Below are 14314 nucleotides of genomic sequence, written 5' to 3'. Positions count from 1 at the left end.
AACCGCCCTTCCTTTAAGTAGCGTGCATTCAACAAAATCTTTAGAATTAGTTTGCCTATCCCGAATAGAACTCTGTGGTCTCTGAAGCATTGGCCGGGAGAGCAAGGGTGTCCAAAGCCACTAGAAGAGAACCACGAAAAGCGACGAGAGTTCTGGACGAGACGGCCCAGGGATTTGTCGCGGGCTTAAGGCAGTTCGAAATCGAGCAGTATGAGTTGCTCATTGAGGCACGAGCCGCCCTGCCTCAACCGGGCTACGCGATCCCGATGGCGGCACACGTAATAGAGCGGCGCGCTAATGATACGGTCGACCATGTTGTCCCGTGGGGATTTGCCGATTTTTCCGTACTCTTCAGGATGCTGGCGGACACGTTCGTCGAGCTTGTGCCCGATGCGCCTGAAGCACAGGTCCCACTCTACATCGCAGTAGTTCAAAACGAAGATCCAACAGTAGAGCGTTATCTGGTTGTCCAGTATGGCCGCATCTTAGCGCTGAATGAGCGCGTCAGTGTGGAGAGCGGCATGCGCGTCGTATCGCTTGTTGGTGAACGCTATCGCTCCTCGATAGCGGACTCCCGCCGCCGGAGCGCGCTTACGCTTCTTCGAACGAAGGCTCTCTATCTCGAACATAGCGAAGATGAGCGCCAGATCATTAACGGGGCGGTCGATGGTGACGACGGCGAGAGCACTGAAATCGCGCTTCGCGCGAAGTTGACACTACTGCTCGACATGCGCGAGATCGATGTTCTGCGAAAAGGCATGCCCGATACATGGCGGCGCATGCTGGCGGCAATCAATGTCACCGATTCATCCTTGCTGACCTTCCTCGCGTTCACAACTCTTCTTCCCGCGATGGATTATCGTTGGCTCGATGGCGATCGTGTCTTCGAAGTGCTTCAATCCTTCATCGAAGAATTCGAGCGTGATCCGATCGAACGCGACGAGTACAATCGCCTAATGGACTTGTTCGCGTCTGATCCGGAAACGGCGCGGCGTATAGGGTCGGCCACCCCTTTCCTTAAAATCGGCTCGTTGTATCGTTCATGGCCGTTCGTTTATCACGCGATGCTGCCTGAGTTGGTCTTCATAGCGCTGGTTCAAGGCAAGCGAGGTGATATCTGGAGTACCACCTTCGGCAGTGATCTGGCGCGCGCGGCGGACTATCTTGCTGGCCAGCTCCCGAAGTTTGAAAATGTAACTGTCGTCACCCGGCGCAAGAAGAATGGGATCGGCGATATCGACTTGGGCATCTACGACCACGAAAGCGGCGAGCTGCTCATTTGCGAGATCAAGACGGTCTTCGATCGGTTTCGGACGGAGTTCCAAGCCTCGAACTTTACCGACGATCGCGTTAATTTCGGGAAAGCAGTACAACAGCTCAATGCTGCAAGGGATGCGCTGTCATCCGGACAGTGGTCGCTAAAGGACATAGTCGGCAAGGGCGTGCCGCCAAAGCCGTCTAAGGTTTACCGTATGGCCTTGCTCTGGCGAGATCATGTCAATCCCTCTCTCGACGGCGGCGACTTCGTTCCAGCTTGCGATTTTTCTACGTTTCGGTACCTATTCAGGCAATGCGCGGGCAAGCCGGGTCTAGTCGCCGCGAGCGTCGAGCAGCTTGAGAAAATCTTCTGGGTAAGCAAATACCGGAATGACTTCTGGCCGGTAGGCGATAAACAACTTGCCTATGCCAGAGAAGCGGAGACTGACTGTCTGCCTCCCATGTCATTCTTCGACAAGCTGCCGCTCAACGACATCGTCCGCACGGAGATCCATACCCTCAGGCATTTTCCGGAAAACTGGGCGGAACAGCTAAAAGCTGCAGGCGACGAGCAGCAGCCCCAGTTTCTATCGAAGCTCGCCTAGGTTAGTGCAGGCTCTCTGTGACAAGACAGGGGCGGCTATATTACAGATTGAATTGAATCGTGCTCGCTAATGGCGGCTTCTCATTGCTTTTGGATGCGCGCAAATTCGGGCCTATGATCGGCTGCCTAGCTCCCGCGCCGCCGCCCTCGTCATCAGGAGGCGGCTAATTCGGATGAGTAACTTATTGGTTTCAAATGGATGGATTACTCCGCCGCCAAAGCAGTCGGTCAGCAAATCTCCACCTGGGGCGTAGGCGGGAGGGGGCGCAGACGTCGGCTTATTGGGAGTCGATTCCGAAAGCCGCCGGTCCGCTTACGGCCCCTCAGTGGCCGCCGGTAGTTCACGGCGGCGATCATTTCCGTTCTGCGCCCGCATTCACGTCGTTCAGCGCCGTTGGGAGAAATCCCGAAAGCGGACCTATCGAGCGATCAATTGCTCCGAGTGTTTGGTGGTCGCTTTCGTGTGTGGAAGCGCGCGGTCAAAGCCTCGTTCATCGGCCGTAGCCGTTTACCCATTGATCATTCCGACGTCTGATTTAAAGCACCCGGCACTAACCTTTGCATCGCGACGGACGTCGCCGCGACCGCTGCACAAGTTCGGATCCGAATGTTAGGTGACGAAGCGAACTCAATCATCTGGCCTTCGTCCCGCACTTCTGCGCTGATACCAACTCCGGGCATAGTATTGTCTGGGTTACCCAAGGGCGTGAAGCTCCGCCCCGGCCCGGCGTCCCTGTTGCTTGTCGGTGATTGCCGCCGGCAGTGGCGCTGGCGGTGCGCCTATTGCCAAAGACTCGATAACGTCCAATTGTGCCGCCATGACCAAAGACAACGATGACAATCGTGACGACTTCTCTTCGGACACCCTAAAGATGTTGGCGGGCCGGGCGGGCTACATGTGCTCGATGCCGGGCTGCAAGCGACTGACCGTTGGCCCCTCGGACGACCGCAAGTCAGGCCTGACGAATGTCGGGATCGGCGCGCACATCACAGCCGCAAGTAAGAAGGGGCCCCGATACGACAAGGATTTGAGCTCCGAGCACCGCGCTGACGTGAGCAACGGCATCTGGACCTGCCAGATCCACGGAAAGGACATCGACGACAATACCAGCCGCTATACCGTGGAGGAACTGAAGCGGATCAAAGACCAGCATGAGGACTGGGTCTATCGTCGCCTGTCCAACGGGCCCTCTCACATCAGGGACGGCGTCACCCATCTGCGCCTCGCCAACATCGGGCCGTTCCGAGAGGAGGCCGAGCTGAAGCTCGGTCGCATTACGGTGCTGCTTGCTGACAATGGCAAGGGGAAGACGACCATATGTCAGGCAATTGCCGCCTTTGCTGGTGCCCCGTTTCTTGCGGAGTTCCTGGAGCGGTTCCACCTCGGCTCCGGTGCCGGCGAGGCATTCGTTGAGGCGGGCTCTGCCGAGGCAGACGTTTTGACCACGGTAAGGCTTGCCGAGACGTCGCTTCGCTTCGACGCTCCTTCCGTCCCGGAAGAGGAAAACAGTGATCCCACAGCCGTTCCTTCATCGCGAACGGGAGAGTCTCGGCAACTCCTTATCACCGTCAATGATGCTGTCGTCCCGGCATGGCCTGCAGGTCGGTTCCCTGCCCTTTTTATGCACGAGACGTTTTTCGGGGGTGCTGGCGCGACATTCAACGCTGCCCTCCTGTCGGTTGCTTCGCAGTTCCGGGTTGAAGAAGACTTCATCTGGAATGCGCTGAAGGATGAGTTCTTCGCGACCACTTTCTACCCCTGCCGCTTCAGGCGGACAGGGCTGCGGGACATTGAGATCGCGCTTCCCGGACGAGACTTCTACCTGCCACCTGCCAACCTCAGTCATTCCGAACAAGTACGTATTGTCCTGGCGTTGGTTATCCGACTTTGTGCCGTGGATAAGCGGCGGCTCCCCTGGCTGGTCATCGTGGACAGCTCGTTCGCCGCACGGCTGGACAGCGAAGGGCTAACCTGTGTGCTGAAGGCTTTTGCCCACGAACGTGCCGGCCTACAGCTACTCGTAGCGGTCGTACTACCGCGCGATGCAGACCTCGTGAGGAAGCTATTCGAAAGCGACTGGCTCGGCGCGACAAGTGTAGGAGAAGTGACCGCTCACGCCTTCCTTTAGGCCGGGTCGCATCCGATGCTGACGAGTTGTCCTCCTCGTCCTCGAACTCGATCGGGGCAGCGACATAGAGATAGCCAAGACTCGTCGTTTAGCGACCGCCAACCGTTGACCGTCAGCGAAGCCACCCAATTCGGTCGGCCGGGACGGTCGTTGAGGCGATCCCCAGTGGCCTTGTCGCCGCCCGCCTGCTTCCGCTCTGCTTCATCGCGCACCTGGGAGGAGACAGACCGTATTCGGCCCCGTCATCTAACCCGAAGGTGTGCGTTCTCCCGGTGGCCAATGGTGGCCATAGGAGAACTGAAATGGGTATCTCACAATATGATCCTAACGCACTTGGTCGACCGGCTTGGAACGCGGGTAGACAAGTTGGCGTCAAGAAGCCGCTGAAGCAGCGTCAAATCTGGGCAGTCCGCTTCTTCCTCGACCGTGAAGGAAGGATGCGAGATCGGGCGCTTTTCGATCTCGCCATCGACAGCAAGCTCCGCGGCTGCGATCTGGTAAAACTGAAAATCGGGACACTCGTCACGGGCCACGATATTCGAACTCGGGCCATGGTCGTCCAGCAGAAGACTGGACGACCCGTGCAGTTTGAAATTACGACCGAGGTCAGAGCTAGTCTGCTTGCCTGGCTTCAACGAAGGGGAGGAACTGTCGATGACTATGCCTTTCCCAGTCGCGTCGACCACGCTGATCATCTCAGCACTCGGCAATACGCCCGGCTGGTCGATGAGTGGGTGACGGCGATCGGGCTTCGTCGGGAGGATTACGGTACGCATTCCCTGCGGCGAACGAAGGCTGCGATGATTTACAAGGCCACCGGCAACCTTCGAGCGATCCAGATCCTGCTTGGCCATACCAAGATCGAGAACACAGTCAGATATCTCGGTGTCGACATTGAGGACGCACTAGAACTGGCCGAGCGGACTGAGATCTGAAAGGGGACGGCCCCGCACGTCGTGGGGCCGCTACTTTCCCCGGAGATCCTTCAGATGGATTCAATCTACTTTGCGCCCTCTTTTGCGGTTGTTCCGTTAGGCCAGAACGCTTCCCGCAAGCGGCCATAGTGTTTACAAGCGATACCATGGATCACTTCAAACGTGCTTTCGACGTCAGGCTCCTATCTGCTCATCGAGAAAATCGCGGGATTGCCAACCTCCTTGAGCGATGGGTTCTACCAGGGGAGGACGGTGGCGCGTACGGGCTGCGCCTCGCAGTCCGAAATGGCTATCTAAACCTCTATGTTAAAGGTCAGTCGGTCGGGGAGATAAGGCTGATCGAAGGATCGCCTCGCCTCAGGCTACATACGAAATACAAAACGGCAATTGAGAATGGCAGCGCCCAAACCATTGCTGGCGGTCCGACTTACGAGATCGTTGATGCTCGCGAATTGAACATGGCTGGCTCCGACCTGATTGATAGCTGGATCCGCACAGCGGAGACATATGCCGGGGACGAAAAGCGCTTCGTCGACGATTTAGTTGCGGTCACGCCTGGCGCAATCGATCTCGAGATGGGCTTGCCTGCAGATCAGGATTCATTTGGCGAGGATCGAACCGCCCCGCGCATGGATATGGTGGTCGCTCAAGGCGGCGAGATAGCCTTCTGGGAGGCGAAGTGCGCAGTGAATAATGAATTGCGAGCCAGGGCATCCTATAAGGAATGGCCGGACAACCGCTATTGCGAGGGCCCGCGGGTGCTCTGGCAACTTCGCCGTTATCAACGTTGGATGAGCCGACCCTTGCGCATGTCACAGGTGCGGAACGCTTATGTCCAAGCTGCCGAACTTCAGCTTGGACTTGCGGAACTATGGGGTAAAAAAGGGCCTGCCATGGATGCGTGGCGAGAACTTGCAGCTAGTGCTGAGAGAACGGCCGTTGTCGTCCCGCCGGGCATAGTGGTGGCAGGATATTGTCCCATCCGCGCGGATGGCCTGCCACGTGCTGAGGCCAGCGCCTATGTGGCAAAAATCAAGTCGTTTGGCGAGCACGAAGCTAGGCTTCGTCGCCACGGTGTAACTGCTGTGACGGTGAATTGCAGGCCTAATGGCCCGGTATTACCGAGTCTTGGCCAAGGTTCCGTCAGCGCTGAAGAACGCGAAGTCTGATAAGCGCCCTAATTCAGACGTCGAGGTCATCACCTCGGGTCCCTGAAAGCGGACATGCCTCCACAGCGGTCTTGTATCGCCTGTGCGCCTTCGAAGCGGACATTGCAGGGCAGAATCAGCGCAAAATGGGCGGTGACGCAGGCTGTCGAGGTCAGTCTGTTCGGGCGAAAACGCCCGGCGTCACGCCGACATGCCGTGTGAATGCGACGCTGAACGCGCTGGCTGAGGCGTAACCGATCCGTGTTGCGATCTCGACCAGCGGCGCCTCCTGCCGAACCAACAGGTCTTTTGCAAGCGCCATGCGCCAGCCCGTCACGTATTCCATCGGAGGGACGCCCACCTGCCTTCGGAAGCGGTCGAAGAATGCCGACCTCGACATTGCGGAGGTCTCTGCCAGTTCCTCGACGGACACGCCTGTGCTCGGGTCCTGATGAATGCGTCGCAGCGCTGGAGCAAGGCGGATGTCGGAAAGCCCACGCAACAGTCCGGGAGATGTCTCGGCCCCTCCTGTACTCCGCAGAGCGTCGATGAAGAGAACTTCCAGCAACCGGCTGAGAATCATGTCCCGCGCTGCAAGTCCGCCGACCATCTCGGCATGAATCATCCCGACCAGATCCATGAGCCGCCGCTCGCCTCGGGCATGAACGATGTCCGGCAGCAGCGAGCTCAGCAACTGCTTGTCGTTCGCCAGGAAGGAACAGTGACCCACCATTGCCGTGACGTCGGCCGGTGCGTCCGGATCGCCGAGGCGGAAGACGCCGGGACCTGTCTCCAACCGCCGCGGTAACGTGCCTGGCGGAGGCGGTTGAAAGCTGCTCATGGCGAATGCGTGGATTTGCGGCACGAGAACGAAATCCCCGGACTGAAGGATGATCGGCGATCTGCCGGCGATGGTCAGGAGGCAGCGTCCTTCCACAATCGCACAATAGAACGGACTACCAAGTTCGCGACGCTCGACCGACCATGCCCCGCCGGCCGTAACCAGCTTGGCGATCGATGGCACGGGCTTGAGCAGCGAGACGATCTCGGCGAGTGGGTCGGACACTTCTGGACCTTCACTAAACAGGTGCGGACGTTCAGATATAGATAATCCTGCTCTCGTCGTCCATTCCTGGTGCTGCACAAGGAGACCACAGATGACGACGAACAATCTGATCGACACCGCACGCCGTATCCCGACCCCCGACGGAGCCCTCACGATAGCCTACTCGCCGATCCGCCTCGACATGGACGGACGGCCGCCTCTGGAACTGCGTTTGACGGCACCCGCAGAAGGCGATCTCCTCCCCATCATCATTCTGTCGCATGGATTCGGACCGTCATTCTACGTACCGTCGAAGGACGGCTACGCGCATTTGGCGCAGTTCTGGGCGGAGCGCGGCTTTGCCGTCATCCAGCCCACCCATGCGAGCTCCCGCGTCGGTGGACTTCCTGAAGACGCCGAAGGAGCGCCCTTCTTCTGGCGCGAGCGCATCGCGGAGATACGCACAGTCATCGACCGGCTGTCAGAGATAGAAGAGCGTGCGCCGGCCGTCTCAGGCCGGCTTGACCAGGACCGCATTGCGGCGGCAGGACATTCTTTCGGTGGCCACACCGTGAGCCTGCTCCTGGGCGCGCAACTGCACGGAGAGACTTTTCGCGATCCGCGCATCAAGGCCGGAATTCTTCTCACCACTCCCGGACGTGGTGGAAAGGATCTGACGGAAGAGAACGCCGCACGCTTTCCGTTCTTCGACCTCGACTTCTCACACCTCACGACGCCGAGTCTGGTCGTTTGCGGGGCAGACGACAATCCGCATTTTACGCCCCGTGGCCCGGATTGGCACGCCGATGCCTACCATGACGCTGTTGGTGCACATGCGCTTCTGACCCTTTTCGGAGTAGGCCACGGCCTTGGTGGCATCGCCGGGCTCGACGCCAAGGAGACCGAGGTCGAGGCGCCGGACGCGCTCGAGGCGACGAAGCGCATGACGCTGGCCTGGCTGAGAACTGCCCTTCGCGATGACGCCAATGCCTGGGCCTCGGCATGTACGGCTTTGAAGGGTCCGGCGAGCAGCCTTGGAACCGTCGTCGAGAAGTAACCGGATCGCTGAGACCACGTAACTTGATTGCTTTCGGCAAGTATCGGTGTGTCATCGAGGCGGGAGCTAGACGTTGCTTGCGCTTCGTTGGCTCTCCGCGACGCCGTTCACTAGAACAGCCTCACGCGATGTCACTGCGGGGAATGGCAGGGCCTCAAGTCGGAATGACTTCAATGGGTTGAACGCGGACAGTTGCGCATGATGCTCGAATGTCGGCTCTTCCCCTGCTACACCCCAACACCGGATAGTCTGCTCCCGGCCCCCATTCGGACAGTGTGCTGTTGACCGCGAACGTCGCTATTGGCGGCGCAAAGCCGCCATTTTATTGAAAGTTCCGCGACTTGATCTTTAGCGTGTCGATATGAAGATCACGAACATACATGTCTCTGGGCTTGATCACAGCTCTATCTCGAGAGTCCGGGCTGCCGGGCGAGCCATGCGCGAACTCGTCGCCGCGGCCCGTTGGAATTTTTAGATCAAGGTCGCGGTCAGCTAGCGCCGACAGATCTCCGGACAGATCGAATAGCTGTCGCGCTATCAAATGGACGACCTCCCCTTCCCGTTGCACCTTTCCGTGGATGCCCATCATTGCCGACCCTAGGACGATCCGGCGCTGCTTCTCGAAAAGAGTCGGCCAGACCACGATGTTGGCGGGACCGGTTTCGTCTTCCAACGTGATGAACATGACGCCTTTCGCTGAGCCAGGCTTCTGCCTGACGAGAACGAGACCGGCGATCATCATGAAGCGACCGTCCTGGGCATTCATCGCGTCGGCGCAGGTCACGATCCGCCGGGCCTCCAAGTCTTTCCGGAGGAAAGCCATCGGATGCTGGCGGAGCGTCAGCCCAGTGTGGCCGTAGTCCTCGATCACGTTGTGGCCTTCCGTCATCTGGCGTAGGGCGACTTCCGGCTCCTGCTGTTCCGCAACGGCTTTCTGTTCGCGCTCGGACGCCGCGGCGAACAATGGGAGGGGTTCGTCCCGGAGAGCTTTGATCGCCCAGAGGGCATCGCGCCGCTCGAGGCCGAAAGCAGGCTTGAAAGCATCGGCCTCTGCGAGCACGTTCAAAGCCTGGGCGGGGACCTCGGATCGTCTCCAAACGTCATCGATGGATTCGAACGCGCGTTCCATGCGTGCGGCGACGATCCGTGCGGCATCGAGGTTCGGAAGGCCTGAGACCATGCGCATTCCCAGCCGGACGGCGTGACGGTCGGTTCCTGGGATCGGTTCGAGCGTGCAGTCCCAGCGGGAGTGGACGACCGACACGGGCCGGATTTCGACGCCGTGCTTCTGAGCGTCGCCGACGATCTGGGCGACGGCGTAGAAGCCCATCGGCTGGCTGTTGATCAAGGCCGCACAAAAAGCATCCGGATAGTGACGTTTGATGAAGCAAGAGGCGTAAGCGATCAAGGCGAACGACGCCGAGTGGCTTTCCGGGAAGCCATAGGATCCGAAGCCCTCGAGTTGCTTGAACGTTTTCTCCGCGAACTCCCTTGTGTAGCCGTTGTTAATCATCCCATCGACCAACTTGGTCTGAAACCGGGAGACGCCGCCCGTGAATTTGAACGTGGCCATGCTCTTACGCAGTTGATCCGCCTCCCCGCCCGTGAAGCCCGCGCAGACCATCGCGACCTTCATTGCGGACTCCTGAAACAGCGGTACACCAAGCGTTTTGCCGAGGACCGCTTCCAGCTCCGGCGTCGGGTATTCGACGTTTTCCTTGCCCTCACGACGTCGAAGATACGGATGGACCATGTCGCCTTGGATGGGGCCTGGCCGAACGATCGCCACCTGGACGACGAGATCGTAAAACGTCCGCGGCTTGAGCCGTGGCAACATGCTCATCTGCGCTCGTGACTCGACCTGGAAGGTCCCTAATGTGTCGGCTTTACGGATCATCGCATAAGTTGCTGGATCCTCCTGTCGGACCTTGGCAAGATCGAGGTCCTCACCCTTGTGTTCGCGGATCAGGTCGAACGCTTTGGACATGCAGGTGAGCATGCCCAGCGCGAGCACGTCGACCTTCATCATCTTGAGGGCCTCGACGTCGTCCTTGTCCCACTCGATCACCTGCCGATCCTCCATGCGCGCCGGTTCGATCGGCACGAGGTCGTCGAGCCGCGACCGGGTCAGCACGAAGCCGCCGACGTGCTGGCCCAGGTGTCGCGGCGCGCCCATGAGCTCGCGGGCCAGGCGCAACGTCATGACAAGCCTGTAGTCGTCGGGATTTAGGTTGAGGTCCGTGACATTCTTCTCGGTGATCTCCTCGCTCCAAGACCAGAGCCCGGAGGACAGGGCCTTCGTGACGTCCTCGGGTAGGCCCATGGCTTTGCCGACATCGGCGATGGCACCCTTTGCGCGGTAGCGGGTGACGGTGCAGACGAGTGCTGCGCGATCACGACCATACGTCTTGTAAATCCACTGGATGACTTCTTCACGCCGGGCGTTTTCGAAGTCGACGTCGATGTCCGGCGGCTCGTTACGCTCCTTCGAGACAAAGCGTTCGAACAGCAGGTCGTTCGTCTCGGGATCGATCGAGGTAATCCCGAGGATGTAGCAGATGGCGCTGTTGGCTGCCGATCCCCGCCCCTGGCAGAGAATCCCCTGCGAGCGGGCAAACTGGACGATCGAGAACACCGTCAGGAAATACGGCGCGTAGTCCATCTCCTTGATCAGGTCGAGCTCGTGCCGCACCGCCTTCAAAACCTTTTGCGGAAGGCCTTCGGGATATCGGTCGGGAATGCATTCTCGAACGTAATGCTCGAGCGACTGCTGGGCGGTCATCCCTTCGACGATGGCTTCCTCCGGATACTCGTAAGTCAGCTCTTCGAGGGAGAACTTGCAGCGGTCGACAATCTCCATTGTCCTGGCAAGCGCTTCCGGATAGCGGCCGAACAGGCGCTCCATCTCTTCCGGAGGTTTCAAATAGCGGTCGGCGAACCTTTCGCGGTCGAAGCCGACCTCGTCGATCGTCGTGCCTTCCCGAATGCAGGTCACGACGTCCTGAAGCTGGCGGCGGGAAGGCTCATGGAAGAGGACGTCGTTGGTGACGACCGTCTTGACCTTGTGGCGCGTCGCCATATTCGACAGTTCATGAAGGCGGAGCTGATCGTTCGGACGACGCCGGAGACAGAGGGAAATGTATGCGCGCTCGCCGAAGGTATCCTTCATCCGTCGCAGGTGAACTGCGCAAAGGTCGTCAGGCATGTCGGGGACGAGAATGCCGATCAGGCCTTCTGCATAGAGCGGCAAGTCGTCCCAATGAAGGATGCAGTTGTTCTTGCCACCCCTGCCCTTGCCGAGCGTAATCAACCGGGTCAGGCGTGAGTAGGCTGCCTTATCGGTGGGATAGACGAGGATTGACATTCCGTCCTGCAGGTCGAGCCGACAGCCGACGACGAGACGCAGGCCCGTCGCCCGCGACGCTTCCAGCGCCCGGACGATGCCGGCAAGGGAGTTGCGGTCGACGATTCCGAGCGCCTCGACGCCCATCTCCTTCGCGGTCGCGAACAGATCGTCTGCGCTGCTCGCACCGCGCAGGAAGCTGAAGTGGGTGGTTGTCTGGAGCTCGGCGTACCTCATGCGAACAGCCCGTGCATGAACCATTTGTGCGAACCCGTCCCCAGATCGACGCCATCGCCGGCTCGGAAGATCCAAAACCGTTCGCCGCGCTCGTTCTCGATCATGAAGTAGTCGCGCACCGCTTCCAGCTCGGCGGGGCGTCGCCACCATTCTCCGAAAATGCGTTCGGGGCCGTCTGCACGGACGACTTTGTGACGGGTGCCCCGCCAGGTGACGCTGCGTGGAGGGTGGTCCGGCATCAGGGCAATCGCTTCGATCACCTCGGGATGAGGAAGAAGCCTGACAGGCCGCCGCCAGTGACCGACCCATGAAGCCTCTGTCTGCTCCGCGACCGCCGAGATGCGCCGTACGCTCCGCTCGGGGACATCCGAGGCGACGGGAGCGGCGCGGAACACGCGCTGGCCGCGATTCCCGAAAATGTCGATGAGCGGGGTTATATCTGTGGTTTCGTCTTCAACGAGAGAAGACGACCGCTGCTCTTCTTCGAGCGGCTCCGAAGCCACCGCGACGAGCGTCAACTTCTCGATGCCGAAGCCGGGATCGATCTTCTCGGTGCGATCCTTGAACAGCTTCGTCAGCCAGGGAACGTTTCTGGCCGGCTTGGCGGTGCCCGCGCGGATCGCCTGCATCGTGTTGTCGACCTTGTAGACGATGAGATCCGTTCGCCGGACGCCGAGGCCCCGCTTCTCGAGTTCGCCGACGAGCTCGACGACGAGGCGGGCGACATACTTGTCTATGGTCTCGGCAGCTCCGATAGGCTCCTGAAAGTTGCGGGAAACCTCAACGATCTCGGCCGTTCGGATCGGATCGATCGGCTCCGGCTTCAAGCCACGCATCTGATCGAGGCGGCGGCCGACTTCAGGGCCGAAACGCAGCGCGAGCGGGGCGCGCGGTGTCGCGGACAATTCACCGATCGTCTGAAACCCGAGCACGCGCAGCTCGGTGACGGTCTTTTCCGGCAGCCGCAGCAGCGAGATTGGCAACTTCTCGACGGCGCGGAAAGTCTCGCCAGACGGCACGATCACCGTCTCCCGCCTGATCGCCCGCGCGCAGGCATGGGCGGCACCCCAGGTATCGGCGATGGCGACACGGGCCGTCAGCTTCTTCGCGTGGAAGCTGTTGAAGATCTTCGTCACCATGGGCTGCTCGCCGCCTTGCAGGTGATCGGCGCCCTCGGTATCGAGAACCAGCCCATCGGTACCGTCGACAGCGACGATCGGCGAGTAGTACTCGAGCGCCCAGAGCGCGATCCGCTCCAGGGTGTCGGCGTCCGCGGCCGGATCGGCGTCGACGAGCTTCAAGCCGCGAAAGAGCGCTTGGGCTTTGGCGGCGGGCATACCGACCCGGACGCCGACCTTCTTCGCGGCGGCGTCGGCAGACGAGACCCAGCGCTTCGAGCCGCTTTTTGCGATGACTGCGATCGGCTGATCGTCAGGAATGGACGGATCGTCGCGGCGAATCCGATCGGTCGGCAGATCCGGAAGAAATATCGATACGACCCTGCTCATCACATGCTCCTACGCAAAACTCGGCACACTCCCCCGCTTTCACTCGCATCAGTTCCAGAAACCAACGTTCCCGGCCGACGCCGGGAACTGGCAGCTCTTCCGACGGAAGCACGCTCACCCTCCATCTCGTTGTGCTCGCTGTCGGCTGGCCGAAGTCGTTTGCTTCCGTCTGTCTTCGCCATCGCCGGACCACGATCCCCATCGTCCCGGTCTTTTCGGCCGCAAGCTGCAGACGCCGCGATGCGACCATCGGCAGGCGGACCAGCTCTCCCACGACTGCGCCGAGGCCGCCGTAGGCAAGCGCCTCCTCCATGGAGGCGAGAACGTCCTCCTCCTTGTCGCCTTCGACGAAGACGACCCGCTTCGGATGCAGGCCGGCCTGCGCGAGCGCCGGGAAAAAGAGGTCGGGTCGCGTCATGCACCACACGACGGGGCCCTTCGTCCGGGCGGCAATCCCCGCCGCGAAAAGCGCCGATGCAGCGCCGTCAACCGTGCCTGATCCTCCGCCTGCGATTTCGTGCAGAGCACCGAAAGCAAGCCCGCCTCCGGGAAGAACGGAATCGATACTCGACATGCCAAACGGCAGGCAGGCACTGTGCTTCGCGACGCGCACCTCCAAAGCGGAGATGCGTTCGCGCAATTCGGCGATGGCTAGCTCGCGCGCAGCCGAAGACATTCACGAATCCTTTGAAATCGTGGTGGACAGGACGACATCATGTCGCTGGAAAACTTGATTGTTCTCTTTCTGTTCCCTATCCTCGGCGCCGTCAAGATGCCCGAAATTGAGGAATCTATTCCTGCTACATGAGCGACATCGAAAAGAGTCTGACGAATCAGAAAGGTAGGCTGGGGTGTAGCTGGCCGACGGCATCGAAAATATTTTTATCCGCGTCGTCCGCTTGTCGGTGGATTTCCCATCCAACGGGGGCCGCCGTCAGACCCTACGTCGAGTGCAGGAGAAGCGATTGAGAAGACGACGAGTAGCGGCGGACAACTCGCCTGGACCGAAATTGAAGGATGTCCAGGTAGCGATCATCGACGTCGAGTGTCG

9 protein-coding genes are annotated in these 14314 nt (G+C 59.9%); 5 read left to right on the top strand and 4 right to left on the bottom strand.

Going from position 1 to position 14314, the window contains the following annotated elements; translation table 11 throughout:
• The first annotated feature begins 107 nt into the window (after window positions 1–107).
• From AC1DOG_RS10785 to AC1DOG_RS10770, 4 genes are all read left to right on the top strand, one after another.
• Entirely contained in the window at window positions 108–1862 is a 1755-nt protein-coding gene (locus AC1DOG_RS10785) for a hypothetical protein (protein WP_477927929.1), read from the top strand.
• A 739-nt stretch (window positions 1863–2601) separates the two neighbouring features.
• Window positions 2602–3990: a hypothetical protein gene (locus AC1DOG_RS10780; protein WP_477927927.1), complete on the top strand. Its 1389-nt coding sequence runs from the start codon at window positions 2602–2604 to the stop codon at window positions 3988–3990.
• Between the two features lie 302 nt (window positions 3991–4292).
• A complete protein-coding gene (locus AC1DOG_RS10775; RefSeq protein ID WP_477927925.1) occupies window positions 4293–4925 on the top strand; it encodes a tyrosine-type recombinase/integrase in 633 nt (210 codons plus the stop codon).
• A gap of 146 nt (window positions 4926–5071) precedes the next feature.
• Complete coding sequence (locus AC1DOG_RS10770; RefSeq protein ID WP_477927924.1) at window positions 5072–6094, top strand: hypothetical protein; 1023 nt, start codon at window positions 5072–5074, stop codon at window positions 6092–6094.
• 151 nt (window positions 6095–6245) lie between these two features.
• Here the strand turns inward: AC1DOG_RS10770 and AC1DOG_RS10765 are convergent, their stop codons facing one another.
• Window positions 6246–7139, bottom strand: coding sequence for a helix-turn-helix transcriptional regulator (locus AC1DOG_RS10765; protein WP_477927922.1), 894 nt, complete (start codon window positions 7137–7139; stop codon window positions 6246–6248).
• A 91-nt stretch (window positions 7140–7230) separates the two neighbouring features.
• Here AC1DOG_RS10765 and AC1DOG_RS10760 point away from each other — a divergent pair, with 91 nt between their 5' ends.
• Window positions 7231–8175, top strand: coding sequence for an alpha/beta hydrolase family protein (locus AC1DOG_RS10760; RefSeq protein ID WP_477927920.1), 945 nt, complete (start codon window positions 7231–7233; stop codon window positions 8173–8175).
• 322 nt (window positions 8176–8497) lie between these two features.
• On the opposite strand, the gene AC1DOG_RS10755 is transcribed toward AC1DOG_RS10760, so the two are convergent.
• From AC1DOG_RS10755 to AC1DOG_RS10745, 3 genes are read right to left on the bottom strand one after another with little or no spacing between them, the layout of a single operon-like run.
• Window positions 8498–11755, bottom strand: a complete 3258-nt coding sequence (locus tag AC1DOG_RS10755; RefSeq protein WP_477927918.1) for an error-prone DNA polymerase — start codon at window positions 11753–11755, stop codon at window positions 8498–8500.
• Window positions 11752–13263 (bottom strand): Y-family DNA polymerase, encoded by a 1512-nt coding sequence (locus AC1DOG_RS10750; RefSeq protein WP_477927916.1) that lies wholly within the window; start codon window positions 13261–13263, stop codon window positions 11752–11754. Before AC1DOG_RS10750 ends, AC1DOG_RS10755 begins: the two co-directional genes overlap by 4 nt.
• Window positions 13187–13939, bottom strand: a complete 753-nt coding sequence (locus tag AC1DOG_RS10745) for an ImuA family protein (RefSeq protein ID WP_477927914.1) — start codon at window positions 13937–13939, stop codon at window positions 13187–13189. The genes AC1DOG_RS10750 and AC1DOG_RS10745 overlap by 77 nt, the downstream gene beginning before the upstream one ends.
• Between the last annotated feature and the right edge of the window lie 375 nt (window positions 13940–14314).

The organism is Rhizobium sp. 01N48, from assembly GCF_056399145.1.
Note: the sequence above shows the minus strand (reverse complement) of the source record. Positions and strands in the feature narration are given on the sequence as shown.